Below are 16469 nucleotides of genomic sequence, written 5' to 3' on the forward strand. Positions count from 1 at the left end.
TCGGCTCAGCCGAGCCAGTTCATTTCGTCCGGGTCCGGGCCGAGGCGGCTGTCCGAGTTCAGTGCCTCCACGGCGCCCATGTCGGCCGCGTCGAGCTCGAATCCGAAGACGTCGATGTTCTCGCGGATGCGGGACGGCGTGACGGACTTGGGGATCACGACGTTCCCGATCTGCAGGTGCCAGCGCAGCACGACCTGGGCGACGGTCCGCCCGTGCTTCTCGGCGATGCCGGTGAGGACCGGGTCCTGCAGCAGGTCCTTGCCCTGGCCGAGCGGCGACCACGCCTCGGTGGCGATCCCCTGGTCGGCGTGGTAGGCGCGGGGCACCGGCTGCTGGAGCCGCGGATGCAGCTCGATCTGGTTGAGGGCCGGCACGGTGCCGGATTCGTCGATCACGCGCTGCAGGTGCGAGGGGTGGAAGTTGGACACGCCGATGGCGCGGGCCCTGCCGTCCGCCAGGATGCGCTCCAGAGCCTTCCATGTCTCCGCGTAGCGGTCCTGTTCCGGCACGGGCCAGTGGATCAGGTACAGGTCGACGTACTCCAGGCCCAGTCGCTCCAGCGAGGCGTCGAAGGCGCGGAGCGTGCTGTCGAAGCCCTGCTCGCTGTTCCACAGCTTGGTGGTCACGAAGAGCTCGTCCCGCGGGATGTCCGAGGACGCCAGCGCCTGGCCGGTGCCCTTCTCGTTCTCGTAGATCGCCGCGGTGTCGATGCTGCGGTACCCCGCATCGAGGGCCGCACCGACCGCGTCGGCGGCCTCGGCGTCCGGCACCTGCCAGACACCGAAGCCGAGCTGCGGCATCGTGACGCCGTTGTTGAGGGTGATCGTGGGGACGGTGGGGGTGGTGGTCACCGAGTATCGTCCTAACAAGTCGGGTCGGCGATGGTTCCGACGGACACAACGATCACCGGACCCGGCGCATTCCCCGCCGCGGTGCGAAGGTTCCGGTTCCGGCCCGACGTGCCTGGGCGCACGCGGTCCCACCGTCATCACGCATGGTAGAGAGCTTCGATCTCCACCGCGTAGGCCTTCTCGATCGCGTTCCGCTTGAGTTTGAGGGACGGAGTGATCAGTCCCTCCTCCTCGGTGAACTGCGATGCCAGTATCCGGAAGGTCCGGATGGACTCCGCCTTGGAAACCTGCGTGTTCGCGGACACCACCGCGCGCCGGATCTCCGTCTCCAGGTCGGGGTCGCGCACCAGCTCCGCGGCGCCCATGGACGGTTTCCGCCGCATGGAGAGCCAGTGGTCGACGGCCTCCGGGTCGAGCGTGACCAGCGCGGAGACGTACGGCCGGTCGTTGCCCACGACGATGCACTGCGCGACCAGGGGATGCGCCCGCACGCGGTCCTCCAGCGCGACGGGGGAGACCGTCTTGCCGCCGGAGGTGACCAGCACCTCCTTCTTGCGCCCGGTGATCGTCAGGTAGCCGTCCTCGTCGAGGTGACCGAGGTCGCCGGTGGAGAACCAGCCGCCGTGCAGGGACCCCGACGTCGCCTGGGGGTTGTTGAGGTATCCGCCGAACACCTGACCGCCGTGCACCCAGACCTCGCCGTCCGGCGCGACGTGGATCGTGGTGCCGGGGATGGGGCGTCCCACCGTGCCGAAGCGGGTCTGCTCCGGCGGGTTCGCCGTCGCAGCCGCCGTCGTCTCGGTGAGTCCGTACCCCTCGAAGATGCGCACGCCCGCACCGTCGAAGAACAGCCCGAGCCGCCGTTCCATTGCGCTGCCGCCCGACATCGCGTGGACGCAGCGCCCGCCGAGCGCGGCACGCAGCTTGCTGAACACCATCTTGTCGAAGAACTGGTGCTGCAGGCGCAGCGAGGCGCCGGGCCCCGGGCCTCTCCCGAACGCGCGCCGCTCGGTGGCCTCCGCGTACCGGACCGCCACTTCCACGGCCCGGTCGAACGGGCCTTCCTTCCCATCGAGTTCCGCCTTCCGCCGCGCTGCCCCGAAGACCCGCTCGAAGATGTAGGGGACGGCGAGGATGAAGGTGGGCCGGAAGGCCTTCAGGTCAGGCAGCAGCGCCGTCGCGTTGAGGTTCGGCTGGTGCCCCAGCTTCACGCGCCCCCGCACCGTCGCCACCTCGACCATCCGCCCGAAGACGTGGGCGAGCGGCAGGAACAGCAGCGTCGACGCCTCGTCGCCGGGACGGGAGTGGAACACCGGCTCGTACTTGGCGACGATGTTGTCCGTCTCGGCCATGAAGTTCGCGTGGGTCAGCACGCAGCCCTTGGGGCGGCCCGTGGTGCCGGACGTGTAGATGATCGTGGCGATGCTGTCGGGAGTGATCGCCAGCCTGTGCCGGAGCACCACGTCGTCGTCGATGTGTGCGCCGGCGGCCGTCAGCGCGCCCTCCGCGTCCGAGTCCATCTGCCACAACTGCTTGAGCGCGGGCAGCCGTCCGACGACCGACCCGATCGTCATCGCGTGGTCCTCGTGCTCCACGACCGCTGCGGAGACGTTCGCGTCGTGCAGCATCCAGTAGACCTGCTCGGCCGACGACGTGGGATAGATCGGGACGGGCTGGGCGCCGATCGTCCACAGCGCGAAATCGAACAGCGTCCACTCGTACCGGGTACGTGACATGATGGCGACCCGGTCGCCGAAGCGGACACCCTGCGAGAGGAGTCCCTTCGCAAGAGCGAGCACCTGGTCGCGGAAGGCGCCGGCAGTGACATCACGCCACTGCCCGTCGGCGCCTTTTCGGGCAAGAGCGACCCGGTCCGGATCGGTTTCGGCATGCTGGAAGACGCAGTCGGCCAGACCTCCGACCTCCGGCTCCGTCACCACAGCGGGGACGGTGAACTCGCGCAATGGTTCCGCTCCTCCAATGGCAGGGCGACAGCGACGCGACCGTATCCGATTTCGAACGGCGTGTGACAGGCGTTACTCTGCCGGGCAGCCGGGTAATTGTGGTCACACCCGGACGTCGCGGACCAGGTCGTTGCGAATCGCTCCGCACATCTGCACCGAACCTCCGCCGCACCGGGGCGGCAGGTGACCGGATCCAGCCGGGCACCGGAACACGCGAGGAACGGACCGCCCCCGGATCGTCGCCCGGACGACTGGACGCCGCCGTCCCGACGCTCTCGCGTCACCGGCCGTTCGCCCGGGTGAACTGGAGTGGAGACGGGCCGGGGCACGATTCCCGGCCCGGAGACACGGCACGTCGGTGCCACCGGGGGAGTCCCGGAGGCACCACCAGCGAAGAGAGGCGTCAACGGATGCGGGACGCGCGCAAGCACAACGTCGGCAAGGGACTGCGCCGCCGGGGACGGCTGCTCGCAGAAGCGCTGCGTCCGCCGCAGCGCACGGGCGGTACCGTCCCCGGTCGGGTACCCTCGCACGGTTCTCCCGCGCGCACCCGTGCGGAAGGCGGCGCCAAGGCGGCCGACGACTCCGCGCCCGCGCCGAAGAAGGGCGAGTACGTGGCGCCCCGCGCCACCCGGCTCGTCGAGTCCCCGGTCTTCCTGCTGTCACCCGTGCGTTCCGGCTCGACGCTGCTGCGCGTCCTCCTCAACAGCCACACGCAGATCCGTGCCCCGCACGAGATGCACCTGCGCACCGTGCACGTGAGGATGAGCCGCGACTTCACACCCAAGGCCATGCGGGAGCTCGAACTCGACCGCAGCGAGCTGGAACACCTGCTGTGGGACCGGATCCTCCACCTGGAGCTCGAGCGGACCGGCAAGAGCGTCGTCGTCGACAAGACACCGGCCAACACCTTTGTGTGGCGCCGCCTCCACGAGAGCTGGCCCGACGCCCGCTACCTCTTCCTGCTGCGCGACCCTGCGGCGATCGTCACCTCGCTGGTGAACCGCCGGCAGGACCCCGACCTGGAGCAGATCCACACCGAGGTCACGCGGTACACCGAGCGGCTGGAGGAGGCCCGGCAGAAGCTGGACGGACTCACCGTGCGGTACGAGGAACTCACCGCCGAGCCGGAGAAGGTCACCCGCAGCATCTGCGACCACCTCGGCGTCGAGTGGGAAGCCGGCATGCTCGACTACGGCACCCACGACCACGGAACGTTCCGCCCGCACATCGGCGACTGGAGCAGCAACATCCGCTCCGGCCGCATCCAGCCCGCACGCACGGAGAGCGGCGTCGAGCTCCCGCCCCGGCTGGAGCGCATCGCCGAGAAGTGGGGCTACCGCGCGGACGGCTGAACCGGCGGCTCCTGCACCCCGGCCCCCGCCACGCGGTGCGTCCCGGTGTAGACGTTCATCGAGCTGCCGCGGAGGAAGCCGACCAGCGTCATGCCGGCCTCCTCCGCCAGCTCCACGGCGAGCGACGAGGGAGCCGACACCGCGGCGAGTACCGGGATCCCGGCCATGACGGCCTTCTGGACCAGCTCGAACGACGCCCGGCCGGACACCAGCAGCACTGCCTCCGCCAGCGGCAGCAGGCCCTGCCGCAGCGCCCGGCCCACCAGCTTGTCCACCGCGTTGTGACGCCCGACGTCCTCCCGCACGTCCAGCAGGTCGCCGTCCGGGGTGAACAGTGCGGCCGCGTGCAGGCCGCCGGTGCGCTCGAACACCCGCTGGGCGGAGCGCAGCGTGTCCGGCAGGGTGCTCAAGGTCTCCGGGGCCAGCGTCAACGGCGAGGCGGACCCCTCGTCCGGCGGCCAGCGGGCGGTGGTGCGGACCGCTTCCAGGCTCGCCTTGCCGCAGACGCCGCAGGACGAGGTGGTGTAGACGTTGCGCTCCAGCGTGATGTCCGGGACCGGGACACCTTCCGTCAGCCGCACGTCGACCACGTTGTAGGTGTTGCCGCCGTCCTCGGTGGCGCCTGCGCAGTACACGACCTGCCGCACCTCCTCGGCGGCGGCCACCACGCCCTCGCTGACCAGGAATCCCGTCGCCAGCGCGAAGTCGTCGCCCGGGGTCCGCATCGTCACCGCGAGCCGGCGTCCGTTCAGCCGGAGCTCCAGCGGCTCCTCGGCCACGAGCGTGTCCGGCCGCTCCGACACGACGCCGTCCCGGATACGGACGATCCGCCGCCGTTCGGTGACCCGTCCCATGCGTGCAACTCCCGTCCGTGGCGTCGATTCAGTGTTGTCGTCCCCACCCGGTTCGGGCCGCCGCGGCGGCCCGAACCGGGTGCGCGCTCCCATCGTCCCCCACGCGCACGGCACGGGACCGCCGGGAACCCGGGCCGGCCGGAAGAAGCCGACGAGGACGGCGGGTGCCCGCCGCGGGTACCGTCGGGCGTGTCGGGCTCCGACCCCACTCACCCGAAGGAGGACGCGTGACCTCTGCCCGCCCGCTCGCGGTCTTCGACCTCGACGGCACGCTGTCCGACGTGCGGCACCGCCTGCACCACCTCGCGTCGGTCCCCAAGAACTGGGACGCGTTCTTCCGTTCCGCCGTGGACGACCTGCCGCTGCACGCGGGCATCGCGCTCGCGAAGGAGTGGGCGGAGCGCGCGGACCTCGGCTACGTCACCGGGCGGCCGGAACGCTGCCGCCGGGACACCGAGGACTGGCTCGCGGCGCAGGGACTGCCGGCCGGAGAGCTGTGGATGCGCGACGACACCGACCGGCGGCCCGCCCGGGTCACCAAACCACGACTGCTGGGCCGGGTCGCACGCGACCGCACGGTCGCCGTGGTCGTGGACGACGATCCGTTCGTCTGCGACGCCTACCGGCGGGCCGGTTTCAGCGTCGTCCGCGCCGACTGGATGCCCCCTTCCGAGGACCTCGAACAGGCGCAGGAGGACAGCGGTCGCACCTGACGCCCCAGGCGGCGCGCGACGCCGCACCATCGGCTACCGGTCGACGCGTCGCTCCGCACATCGGAATGGGCCGAACGAGCGACAGTATCCCGCCAAGAGGTGGATGTCCCCGTACGACCGCGTCTGGTGCGATAAGACCGATGCGCACACACCGCAGGACGCGGAGCACGTCTCCGCGCACACACTCGGGAGCACTCACATGCGCATCCTCCGACTCGCCGCGGCTGCCCTCGGCGCCACGGCTCTGCTCACCTCCGTCGTGACTCCGGCCACCGCGGACTCCCTCGGTGGTGGCAAGCACCCCGTCCACGGCTGGGCCTACCTGAACGGCGACCAGGAGGTCCCCGGGCCGGGTGACCGCAACGGCAGCGGGCGTTTCCGCTACACGATCAAGCACAAGACGCTCTGCTACAGCCTCAGCGTCCGCCGTATCCAGACCCCGACCGCCGCCCACATCCACTTCGGCCCGAGAGGCCAGGCGGGACCGGTGGCCGTCACCCTGGACACCCCGCCCCGCAACGGCTGGGTCCGGGACTGCATCCGTGCCCGCAGCTGGCAGAACCCGAGCAACGCTGACCGCGTGCTGACCTTCTGGGAGCTGAAGGGCATCAAGAAGGACCCGTACTTCTTCTACGTCAACGTGCACAACGACAGGTACCCGGACGGGGCGATCCGCGGCCAGCTCATGAGCCGCCGCTGACAGCGCGCCGCTGATCGCGACGGGGTGGGAGGTCGGTCGGACCGGCCTCCCACCCCGTCGGTTTACCCAGGTGAGGAGCACCGGAGATCCTTGATAAGGTGTTCTCCGTCGGCACGGCGATCCGCCGTGCGAGACACCCTGTCCGGGTGGCGGAATGGCAGACGCGCTAGCTTGAGGTGCTAGTGCCCTTTATCGGGCGTGGGGGTTCAAGTCCCCCCTCGGACACCACGCTTCTTTGTGCCGTCCACCGTGTGGACGGCTTCCTTTTGGGATGTTCCGGGCGGAGTTCTTCCGCAGCTTCGGCATCCGCTTCTTCTCTCTCGCTCCTCACCGAGGCCCGCCTTGGTGGGCGCAGTTCCGCCTGAGTAGGGTCTGCCCGTACTCGGCCCGATGCGGCCGGTGACGAACAGACGAAAACCGGGGGAGATCATGCGTCGTTGGGTGAAGGCCGCGGTGGCGGCAACGGTGTGCGTGGCGCTGGGAGGCTGGTTCGCCGTACCGTACGCCCAGGGCTGGTGGAACACCCTCGACCCCTGCGACGGAGCTCTGCCGTCCGACGCGGTTCGGGAACTCGTCCCGGACGGCCACCACGTGACGACTGAGCGGACGCGGCACGTCGAGAGGCTCGGATCCATGAGCTGCGTGATCCTGCTCGAAGAAACCGAGCTCGGGCACGCATGGCTGCTCGAGGCCGACGCGTTCACGCGGAGGGATGACCAGGACCGGGAGCTGATGTCTGCTTTCTCGGACCAGGGATTTGAGGCACAGTCACCACTGCCCGACGGACTGCCAGGATTCCGCGACAGGGCGAACAATGTCGTTCTCCGACTCCCCTGCCCGGCACTCGGCAACGACGCCTCCGGAAGGCCCCGAACGATGCTGGTGAACTTCACCATGAGCGTGGAAGTGCACTTCGAGGAACCGCGGCGCGCCCCCTACGAGGCGGCCGTGGCCTTCGCCAACTCCTCCTCGAAGAATCTGGGATGCGGTGCCGAACCGCTCGAGGTCCCGGACGAGGACCGACTGCCCTCCTCGCCTCCCGACCCGGAGCATCCCAGGACGGTGCCGCTGTCCGAGGTGACGGGCGCGACCTGCGGCTGGCTCACCGAGGCGGAGCTCCCCCGTACCAGGACCTGGCGCGTCTCCGTCCGGTCGAACGGAGACGGCCCCACCGGCCGTTGCGACGTGGACACACCGGTCGACGCGTACGACGAGACGGACGCGGGGATGACCTTCTTCGCCTGGTACGGGGACTGGAGCCGCCGCCTGGTGACCCAGGACGGCACACTGCGGGACATGACGGCGACGGCCCGTTGCCGGGGAGAGGCCGCCCACTTCGCCCTGCGCTACGCGGAAACGGTGCCCGGGCTCGACCCCCGGGCCCAGCGCAACCTGCTGAAGCGCTTCGCCCGCAACGAGACCCACCGGCGTGACTGCTCGGGCCTCCGCTTCCACTGGTGAGCCTCCGTGCGACGAGCGGGATCACACTCCCGTGTGCCACAGCCCGCGTACGTAACCGTCCTCCAGCAGTTGACGCATCACCTTCGCTCGCTCGCTCGGCACCCCTCGCAGTTCTGCCCACCGGTCGAACACGGTGAAAAGCTGGTGCCTTCCGTCCATCAGCGGGCCACGGATCGGTCCCGTCACCGGGCGTTCGGCGATGCGGCCCATCGGCTGAACCGAGGTCAACCGACGTGATGCGGGGCGAAAGGTGCCACGGGTACGGTGGCGGACGACTGCGTCGAATGCCTCGAGGTCACTGATCGTGCCCCGTCTGGCGTGGTCGGCGCGGTTCTGCATCAGGTTGGCGACGTTCTCGCCGGTTTGCCTCAGGTCGCGCTCGACCCAGGACGAGTGCTTGTCCTCGGCATCCTTCTGTGGTCGGTAGTTCGGGTCTTCACCCTGGTCGGTGAGGTGTTCGAGGTAGTAGGCGAAACGGGCGCGCTCGGCGTCGTACAGCGTGGCGAACGCCACCGGGTCCTTCGCCAGTTCGGCGATCAGCTGTTCGAGGTTGGGGTGGGGGACGCCGGCGGAGCTGTCGTACGCGAAGCCTGCGAAGCTGTCGCGCGGCGACAGAAACCTGCCGGTACGGGTGAAGCCGCTCGGGTCGAGTGCGGCTGCGGAGGAGGGGAGCGCCGGGGCCTCTTCGCCGTGGTGTTCCCACAGGAGACCTCTGGTCACGTCCAGGGGATACTCGGCCAGCATGCGGGCGACGCCGGGGGCGAGTCCCTCGGGTATCTCCCGGTAGGACAGGACCGCGACCACCGCGTAGGCGCTCCGCGCCTGAGCCATGGTGTGCGGTCCGCCCTTACCCGCCGCCCCGGTCGCGGCCTCCACCATCCGGCCGAGTACGCGGGCGCCGTCGCCGCAAACGTGGTCGTGGGTCAGGAGCGAGGAGGCTTCGTCGATCCGGAAGAGGCTTTCACCCGGGTCCAACGCCTCGGTCGCCTCGGCTGGAGCGTCCGCCAACTCCTCGACCGAGGCGGGTACCTCCCAGCAGTCCGGCTCCCCGGATGCCACGACGGGAACGGTCACGCCCGACCCGATCAGCGCCGTCACTGCCGTCGCCAGGATCACCCAGTGACGCCGCCGCATCCGGCTGAACCGGCGTGCCGTCCGCCGCGCTTCCCCGCCTTCGGTGCCGTCCGGTCCGGCGCCGGTCCCGGGGTGCGTCTCCGCCGTCGCGTGGAGTTCCGTACCGTCATCTTCTGTGTTTTCCCCGTTACTCACCCGAGCAGGGTAGCGGTGGCGTCCGCTGCGCGGGGGACCGGCTGCGCCTCGCCCGGAGGGCGGGCCTCACCCCTTCAAGCCCGTGGCGGCGACGCTGCGGATGAACCAGCGCTGGAAGACCAGGAAGACCAGCAGCACGGGCGCCACCATCATCACGCCGAACGCCATGATGTCCCCCCACTGCAGTGGTGGGAGGGTCTGGAAACTGCTGATCCCCACTGACAGGGGACGGTACTCGGCACCGCTGGTCACCATCACCGGCCACAGGAACGAGCCCCACTGCATGAGGAAGCTCAGGATGGCCACCGTGGCCATGACGGGTTTCGCCAGCGGCACGACGACCTGGAGGAAGGTGCGCCACGGGCCGGCACCGTCGATGCGGGCGGCCTCCTCCAACTCCGTCGGTACGTCGAGGAAGAAGGTGTAGAAGAGGTACACCGAGAGGGCGTTGGCCACGAACGGCACGATCTGCACCTCGTACGAGTCGCGCCACCCCCATTCGGTGACCATGGCGAACAGCGGGATCGCGATCGCCTCGAACGGCAGGATCATCAGGGCCAGTACCACGGTGAGCGCCACCCGCCGTCCGCCCCAGGGGAGTCGGGCCAGCGCGTAGCCGGCGAGCGAGTTCACCACGATTCCGCCGGCGACGACCGCGCCGGTGATGAGCAGGGAGTTGAGCAGGAAGCGTGTGAAGTCGACCCGGTCGAACACGTCGCCGTAGTTCGTCAGCGAGGCGTCCGTGGGCCACAGCGCGCGCCAGGAGTCGCCGTCGGCGAGGACCCGGCCGTCCGGTTTGAAGCTCGCCACGATCATGAAGACGAGCGGTGCGGCGAAGAGCAGCGTCACGGCGACCAGCGCCAGGTACCGGCCGGTGGTGGAGCGCGCCCTGCGGGCACGCGCCGCGCGGCGGGCGGCGCCGGCCGAGGTGGTGGGCACGGTCATCGTGGGTCACTCCCCTTCCGCACGGCCCGCCGCTGCAGCAGCGCCAGGCCGAGGACGATCACGAAGAAGACCACGGTCATCGCGCTCGCCTCGCCGATCTGCTGGCGTTCGAACGCGGTGGTGACCGTCTGGTACATCACCGTCGTGGTGCGGTCGTCGGGACCGCCGGAGGTCATGATGTAGATCTGGTCGAACAGCCGGAAGGCGAGCACGGTGGTGACGAGTCCGACGAAGACCAGGGTGTTCCGCAGGCCCGGCAGCGTGACGTGGCGGAACTGCCGCCACTTGCCCGCACGGTCCAGCGAGGCGGCTTCGTACAGCTCTCCGGGGATCTGCTGCAGTCCCGCCAGCACGATCACCATCTGGAAGCCGACGCCCTGCCACAGCGAGGTCAGGATGATCGCGGGCATGGCCCACGCCGGGTCGTTCAGCCAGTCCGTCGGATCCCAGGCCCCGAAGGAGACTGTGTGCAGTACCGCGTTCAGGACACCGGACGGCCCGGGGGCGTAGATGAGCATCCACACCACCGACACCAGAGCCATGGGGAAGACCACGGGCAGGAAGACGACGGAACGGAAGAAGGACATGCCCTTGAGTGGCCGGTTGAGCAGCAGCGCGAGCCCGAGGGCGAGGGACGTCTGCACCGGCACCACGATTCCGGCGAACAGGGTGTTGTTCAGCAGGCCGTGGAGGAACTCGGTGTCCGTGAGGATACGGGCGTAGTTGCGCAGCCCGACGAACCCGGTGGGCAGCGGTGAGTCGAGGCTCCGGTCGGTGAAGGAGTAGAAGACCGCCAGCACGAACGGCACGGCGATGAACAGGCCGAGGCCGGTGAGTGCCGGGGCGGCCATCAGCCGGCCGGCCCGGCGGCGCGGGGCGTCCGTGGCCGACGATGCGCCGGTGCGCTTCCCGGTGCGGGACCGGTCCGGCGTCTTCGGTGGTGCGGCGGAGGTGGTCATGGCGTGCCTTCGAGGTCGGGCGGGCGCCCGGGTGCGGGACGGCGGATCGTCCCGCCCCCGGGCGTGGCGTCAGGGCTGCTCGTAGCCGTGGTTGTCCTCGATGTCCTGGTCGATCTCCTCGACGGCGTCGTCCAGCGCGGCCTTCGGGTCACCGCCGTCGTAGATGTCCTCCCACGCCTGCTGGAAGGCGGAGGTGATGACCGGGTACGCCGGGGTCAGCGGCCGGGGCACCGCGATGCAGTCGGGCGTGGGCTGCCCGGTGCCGCAGCTGGCGTCCAGCTGTGCGGCGAAGCGCTCGAGCGGCTTGCCCGGCCCGTACAGCTTCGACTTCTCCATGGCGCTGCTGGTCGCCGGAGGGGCGCCGTTGGCCTCGGACATGGCGAGCACCTGCTCGTCCTGCATCAGGTAGAGGAGGAACTTCGCCGCTGCCTTCTGGTTGTCCGAGGAGGAGGTGATGCCCCAGTTCCACGAACCCTGACCGGTCTTGGTGCCGTTGCCGAAGTCGGGCAGCGGCAGGACGACCAGGTCGTCGCCGAGGGCCTCGGAGAAGGTGGGGTACTGCCAGTGGCCGTTCCAGGACAGCGCGGTGCGGCCCTCGACGAACCCGGAGGCGTCGGTGTCCGGGTCGATGTTCTTCTTCCAGCCCTGAACGGTGCGGAAGGCGTCCACCACCTTCGGCGAGTTGAGCGTGCCGTCCGCGCTCGCGTAGTCCTTGCGGTCGATGAGGTCGCCGCCCGCGGACCAGATCACGGGGCTGTAGCCGTAGGTGAACCACTCGCCCTTGCCGTTGCCCAGGCCCAGGTCGAGGACCTTCTCCCGGCCGGTCTCGGCGGCCACCTTCTTCACCGCCGCGGCGAACTCGTCCGCGGTCCAGGAGCCGCCCGGCTTCTCGGGGTAGTCGACGCCCGCGGCGTCGAGCATCTTCTTGTTGCCGTAGATGCCCATGCCGGAGTCGAACGTGGCGAGGGAGTACAGCTTGCCGTCGTAGGTGCCCTGCGCCTTGGAGGCCTCAGTGAGGTTCTTCTCCACGTCGTCGGGCACGAGGTCGTCGAGCGGTGTGAGCTTCTGCTTGTAGACGTAGTTGTAGAGGAACGGGCCGTCGAAGTCGAGGAGGTCGGGGAGGTCGCCCGCCGCCGACGCCGCCTGCACCTGGTCGTTGTACGACCCCTCCGGCAGCAGCGTCAGCTCGACCTTGACGTCCTTCTGGGAGGCGTTGAACTCCTTGACCTGCCGTTGCAGCGTCTCGCGTTCCGAGCCCTGGCCCGAGTGGAACCAGACGGTGACCTTGCCGGTGCCGTCTCCGGCGGAACCGGCTTCGGACCCGGAGGAGGAGCAGGCGCCCGCGGTCAGTGCGAGGGCCGCGGCGGCGGCGACCGCGGTGGTGGTGCGGCGCCGGGTGCGGGGGGTGCGGTTCGGGGTTCTGCGGGTTTCTCCAGTTGGTGACATGGCGGCTTCCTTGGCTAGGAGGGACGGGCCGGGGACGGGGTGCGATCGCTTCCCGGCGGGGGTCCGGTGGACCCCCGCAGGACGAGTTCGGTGGGCTCCACACGGTGGGCGGGGGCGCGGTCCGCGTTCTCGGTGAGCGCGGCCAGGAGCTGCTGCCCCGCGACGGCGCCCAGTTCGCACAGCGGCTGCACGACGGTGGACAGGCCCATCAGCTCCGACATGTCGTGGCCGTCGAAGCCGATGACGGAGACATCGCCCGGCACGTCCAGACCTGCCTGGCGCAGCGCCCGCATGGCGCCGTACGCCATTTCGTCGGAGTGCGCGAAGACAGCTGTGGGTACCGGGCCGTCGCCGGAGAGCAGCCGGGTCATGGCGCGGGTGCCGCCGTCGACGGTGAAGTCGGCGACCGCCTCGGTGGCCGGGTCGGGTTCGACCCCGGCCTCCCGCAGCGCGTCGAGGTAGCCGGTGCGCCGGTCGATCTGGGAGGTGAACGGCATGCCCTGGTCGTAGCCGACACCGCCGATCAGGCCGATGCGGCGGTGTCCGAGGTGCAGGAGGTGGCGCACGGCGGTCCGGGCGGCGGCGACGTCGTCGATCCGCACGCCGAAGAACTCCGGTTCCAGGGCGCCCACGACGGCTACGGGCACGTCGAGCGACCGGAGCGCTTCCTTCTCCTCCTGCGTCATGGGCAGGTAGAGCACGAGGACGGCGTCGACGCGGCCGCGCAGACGGTTGCCGGCGAACATGCGGCGGCGGCCCTCGGCATCGGCCAGGTTGTACAGGAGCATGTCGAGCCCGGCCATGCGGAGCACGGCCTCGGCGCCCTCGATGATCTGGCCGTACGACCAGCGACTGACGAACGGGACCACGACCGCGACCGTGCCCGTCCGGCCGGTGGCAAGGCGGGAGGCGGAGGGGGACACGCTGTAGCCGAGCTCCTGCGCGGCCTCTCTCACCCTGGCCCGCGTCGATTCCGCGACCCGTCCGACACCCCGCAGGGCACGCGAGACGGTGGCCGTGGAGACTCCGGCCCGTCGTGCGACGTCGCCGATGTCGGCCATGGTCGTACCCTTCCGTTCCACGGCGGGCACCAGTGCACCGCCGCCGAGCCGTGACGAACGCTGGGAGCGTAAGCACCGGCCACACCGTGAGTAAACCCTTGCACTCAAGATTTTCTGCTTCTGAGCTTGTGGCACCCGGTTGCACGGGCTCTATGGTGGAGCCTCCGATGCAAACGCTTGCTCACCGAGGAGTGCCGTGCGCTACGCACCTCCGGGCCTGTGCCTGAACGACTTCGATCTGCAGCACGTGGACGGCGAGTGGCGCCTGCTGCACCTCCAGGCGCCCCCGCTGCACCCGTTCGACGCCTCGGTCCTGGAGACCTCGTACGGGCACGCCGCCTCCAGCGATCTGGTGAACTGGACGCCGCTGCCTCCCGCTTTCGGGATAGGCAGGCCGGGCGCCTTCGACGACAGCGCCGTGTGGACGATGCATCAGGTGCCCACCGCGGAAGGGTCGGCACTCTTCTACACCGGCGTGAGTCAGGGCGACGACGGCGGCGCCCGCCAGGCCGTCGGCCTGGCGTTCTCCGACCGCCGGGACGGCACGGGATGGCGTCGCGCCAACGGCGGCCGCCCCGTCGTCACCGCCGATCCCGCCTGGTACCGGACCGGCCCCGACATGGCGTGGCGCGACCCCTTCGTGGTCCGGGACGACGCCCAGGACCGCTGGTTGATGGTGATCTGCGCACGGGTTGCCGACGGCCCCGCGGAGCGCAGCGGTTGCGTGGGCACGGCCACCTCCACCGACCTGCTCCACTGGACGGCCGGCCCGCCGCTGCTCGTGCCCGGCGACATCGACGAGTTCGAGTGCCCGGTGCTCGAACGCGTCGCCGACGGCTGGCTGTTGATCGGCAGCATCGGTCCGGACCACGACGTGCACACCTGGCACGCCCCGGACCTGTCGGGCCCGTGGGCACCGCAGGGCCGCCTCGGCCCCGCCGGCATCTACGCCCCCCGGCTGACCTCGCACGACGGGCGGCGCCTGCTGCTCCACACTCTCCAGCGCCGGCACGGCCTCACCGACACCGGACCGCTGGGCCGCGGTGTCCTGGCGCAGCCCAAGGTGCTGCACCACACCCCGGGAACGGCGCCGCAACTCCTGTGGTGGGAGGGCTCGGACCGCCACCTGCAGGCCGATCGTGCCGAGGGGGCCGCCGAGGGCGACACCGCGCGGGACGGCTGCCTCGACGCGGTGTTCGACGGTCCGGTCGCGGACTTCTCGCTGCGGCTGCGCGGAGATGGGACCGGCGACGGAAAGGGAGCCGTGCTGCTGGAGTACCGGAACGAGGAGCTGACGGTCTCCTACCCCGACGGCACTCCGCTGGCCGGGACTGCCGTGCCCGCGGCACCGGCCCGCTCGCTGCGGGTGCTGCACGTGGGCGAGTACGTGGAGGTGTATCTCGACGACGTGTTCGTGCTCGCCACCTGTGCCTACGAGCCCTCCGGCGACGAGGCGGACCTCACGGTCGGCGGCGCGCCGCACCCGCTGCGCCGGCGCCGGCTCGCGCCGGCCGATCGTCGCGACGACGTCGGCGCCGTGAGGACTCCGGCTCCCTGACCGGGCATCGTCCCGAAGTCCCCGCGGGCGTCGCCCGCGGTCCGGCACGGGTGACGCCCGCGCGACCCGTCGCCGTGCGGGACGGTGTGCCGTGCGGGCGCCGGTGCCGGCATGACCGCGTGACGCCTCCCAGGGCGTCCCGTGGTCAGCGGGAGAGCGACTTGAGCGTTTCCTGCAGGTCGCCGGTGCGCGGCCGGTTGTGGGGGAGCTTGCCCAGCATGACCGCCATTCCGCAGGTGTTCGTCACGGCGGAGAAGACGAGCCCGGCCGCGATGCCGGCCGAGAGCAGCTGGAACGCGGGGTGCACCAGGAGGCCCAGCAGGAGGCCGAGCAGTACGACGGAGCCCGCGGTGAAGCGCACCTGGCGCTCCATGCCCCAGGTGGCACGGGCGCCCTCGGGCTGGTGCACGTCGTGGCCTGCTTTGGACCAGGCGTCGGTGCCGCCGTCCATCGTGGTGGCGGCGATTCCCTCCGCCGCGAGCTTCTCGCAGGCCTGTCCGGAACGGGCACCGGAGGCGCACACGACGAGCAGTTCGGTGCGGGCGGAGGCGTCGCGCAGCGCCGCGAGGGCGGAGGGGAGCTCGTCCAGCGGGATGTTCAGTGCGCCCGGCACATGGCCGGAGGCGTACTCGCCGGGGGTCCGGACGTCGATGACGGTGTACTCGGCGAGCCGCGGGGCTGCCTGGGCTGGGAGAATCGTGCTGGGGGCGGGCATCGGCGGATGTCCTCTCGTGATGGTCTGACCGGTTCCCCCAGAGACGATACAATACCCTCAGGGGTATCGGAGAGGAGTGGTTGTGCAACTGGACATGGCCGCCGACGAACTCAAGTCGGCACTGAACCGGCTTCGACGGGCCCAGGGCCAGCTGGCCGGGGTCATCAAGATGATCGAGGAGGGCCGCGACTGCGAGGACGTCGTGACGCAGCTGGCCGCTGTCTCCCGGGCGCTCGACCGCGCCGGCTTCGCGATCATCGCCACCGGACTGCAGCACTGCCTCACCGAGGAGGTCCAGGAGACCGGCGGGCGGGAGCAGCTGCGGGCCCGCCTGGAGAAGCTCTTCCTCTCGCTGGCCTGACTCGCGTCTGCCGCGCAGTCGCGGAAGTCTCGACCGCTGCGCTTCTCCCGTCCTCGCGCCGGGCCGGGCATCCGGTCCGGCGCCGATGCGTGAGGTCGGCGAGCTGCCGGTGTCCCTGATCTCTTCCTCTCTCCTCTCGCCCCGTTCCCTCCTCCGATGCGGTACCACCGGCGCTCCGGGGGTACCCGGAGTCCTCGTGGGGGTCGCTGTGGAATAAATACCCCGTGGGGTATTGTCGGAGCAGTTGGAGTCGGCGG

At 70.4% G+C, this 16469-nt stretch carries 15 protein-coding genes and 1 tRNA gene; 7 read left to right on the forward strand and 9 right to left on the reverse strand.

All coding sequences use genetic code 11. The annotated features are described in order from the left end of the window. Nucleotides 1-5: 5 nt before the first annotated feature. Nucleotides 6-800, reverse strand: coding sequence for an aldo/keto reductase (locus tag ACL06G_RS18825; RefSeq protein WP_412836395.1), 795 nt, complete (start codon nt 798-800; stop codon nt 6-8). 188 nt (nt 801-988) lie between these two features. Next, nucleotides 989-2815: an AMP-dependent synthetase/ligase gene (locus ACL06G_RS18830; RefSeq protein ID WP_412836374.1), complete on the reverse strand. Its 1827-nt coding sequence runs from the start codon at nt 2813-2815 to the stop codon at nt 989-991. A gap of 410 nt (nt 2816-3225) precedes the next feature. Here ACL06G_RS18830 and ACL06G_RS18835 point away from each other — a divergent pair, with 410 nt between their 5' ends. Further along, nucleotides 3226-4170, forward strand: coding sequence for a sulfotransferase family protein (locus tag ACL06G_RS18835; RefSeq protein ID WP_412786708.1), 945 nt, complete (start codon nt 3226-3228; stop codon nt 4168-4170). Here ACL06G_RS18835 and fdhD read toward each other — a convergent pair. Next, nucleotides 4152-5024: a formate dehydrogenase accessory sulfurtransferase FdhD gene (gene fdhD / locus ACL06G_RS18840; protein ID WP_412836375.1), complete on the reverse strand. Its 873-nt coding sequence runs from the start codon at nt 5022-5024 to the stop codon at nt 4152-4154. The genes ACL06G_RS18835 and fdhD overlap by 19 nt on opposite strands. A gap of 227 nt (nt 5025-5251) precedes the next feature. Between fdhD and ACL06G_RS18845 the strand changes: the two genes are divergently transcribed. The 4 genes from ACL06G_RS18845 to ACL06G_RS18860 all read left to right on the forward strand — a co-directional run bounded on the left by ACL06G_RS18845 (nt 5252) and on the right by ACL06G_RS18860 (nt 7898). Continuing rightward, nucleotides 5252-5737: a phosphatase domain-containing protein gene (locus tag ACL06G_RS18845; protein ID WP_412786710.1), complete on the forward strand. Its 486-nt coding sequence runs from the start codon at nt 5252-5254 to the stop codon at nt 5735-5737. 199 nt (nt 5738-5936) lie between these two features. After that, the gene (locus tag ACL06G_RS18850) at nt 5937-6437 is read left to right on the forward strand and encodes a CHRD domain-containing protein (protein ID WP_412786711.1); all 501 of its coding nucleotides are present in this window, start codon (nt 5937-5939) and stop codon (nt 6435-6437) included. 140 nt (nt 6438-6577) lie between these two features. Continuing rightward, nucleotides 6578-6665: transfer RNA gene (locus ACL06G_RS18855), tRNA-Leu, on the forward strand. Nucleotides 6666-6866: 201 nt separating this feature from the next. Further along, the gene (locus ACL06G_RS18860) at nt 6867-7898 is read left to right on the forward strand and encodes a hypothetical protein (RefSeq protein WP_412836376.1); all 1032 of its coding nucleotides are present in this window, start codon (nt 6867-6869) and stop codon (nt 7896-7898) included. A gap of 21 nt (nt 7899-7919) precedes the next feature. Here ACL06G_RS18860 and ACL06G_RS18865 read toward each other — a convergent pair whose 3' ends face one another. The 5 genes from ACL06G_RS18865 to ACL06G_RS18885 form a co-directional block, all read right to left on the reverse strand. Then, a complete protein-coding gene (locus ACL06G_RS18865) occupies nt 7920-9167 on the reverse strand; it encodes a hypothetical protein (RefSeq protein WP_412836377.1) in 1248 nt (415 codons plus the stop codon). Between the two features lie 66 nt (nt 9168-9233). Then, nucleotides 9234-10112: a carbohydrate ABC transporter permease gene (locus ACL06G_RS18870; RefSeq protein ID WP_412787395.1), complete on the reverse strand. Its 879-nt coding sequence runs from the start codon at nt 10110-10112 to the stop codon at nt 9234-9236. Continuing rightward, nucleotides 10109-11071, reverse strand: coding sequence for a carbohydrate ABC transporter permease (locus tag ACL06G_RS18875; RefSeq protein ID WP_412836378.1), 963 nt, complete (start codon nt 11069-11071; stop codon nt 10109-10111). Before ACL06G_RS18875 ends, ACL06G_RS18870 begins: the two co-directional genes overlap by 4 nt. Before the next feature lie 69 nt (nt 11072-11140). After that, nucleotides 11141-12517, reverse strand: coding sequence for an ABC transporter substrate-binding protein (locus ACL06G_RS18880; protein ID WP_412836379.1), 1377 nt, complete (start codon nt 12515-12517; stop codon nt 11141-11143). A 14-nt stretch (nt 12518-12531) separates the two neighbouring features. Continuing rightward, nucleotides 12532-13578, reverse strand: a complete 1047-nt coding sequence (locus ACL06G_RS18885; protein ID WP_412836380.1) for a LacI family DNA-binding transcriptional regulator — start codon at nt 13576-13578, stop codon at nt 12532-12534. A 196-nt stretch (nt 13579-13774) separates the two neighbouring features. Between ACL06G_RS18885 and ACL06G_RS18890 the strand changes: the two genes are divergently transcribed. After that, complete coding sequence (locus ACL06G_RS18890; RefSeq protein ID WP_412836381.1) at nt 13775-15136, forward strand: glycoside hydrolase family protein; 1362 nt, start codon at nt 13775-13777, stop codon at nt 15134-15136. A 145-nt stretch (nt 15137-15281) separates the two neighbouring features. On the opposite strand, the gene ACL06G_RS18895 is transcribed toward ACL06G_RS18890, so the two are convergent. Beyond that, a complete protein-coding gene (locus tag ACL06G_RS18895) occupies nt 15282-15851 on the reverse strand; it encodes a rhodanese-like domain-containing protein (RefSeq protein WP_412787400.1) in 570 nt (189 codons plus the stop codon). A gap of 82 nt (nt 15852-15933) precedes the next feature. Between ACL06G_RS18895 and ACL06G_RS18900 the strand changes: the two genes are divergently transcribed. Continuing rightward, nucleotides 15934-16212, forward strand: a complete 279-nt coding sequence (locus tag ACL06G_RS18900; RefSeq protein WP_412787401.1) for a metal-sensitive transcriptional regulator — start codon at nt 15934-15936, stop codon at nt 16210-16212. Nucleotides 16213-16469: the final 257 nt, after the last annotated feature.

The organism is Streptomyces callyspongiae (assembly GCF_047200695.1).
Classification (GTDB): Bacteria; Actinomycetota; Actinomycetes; order Streptomycetales; family Streptomycetaceae; genus Streptomyces.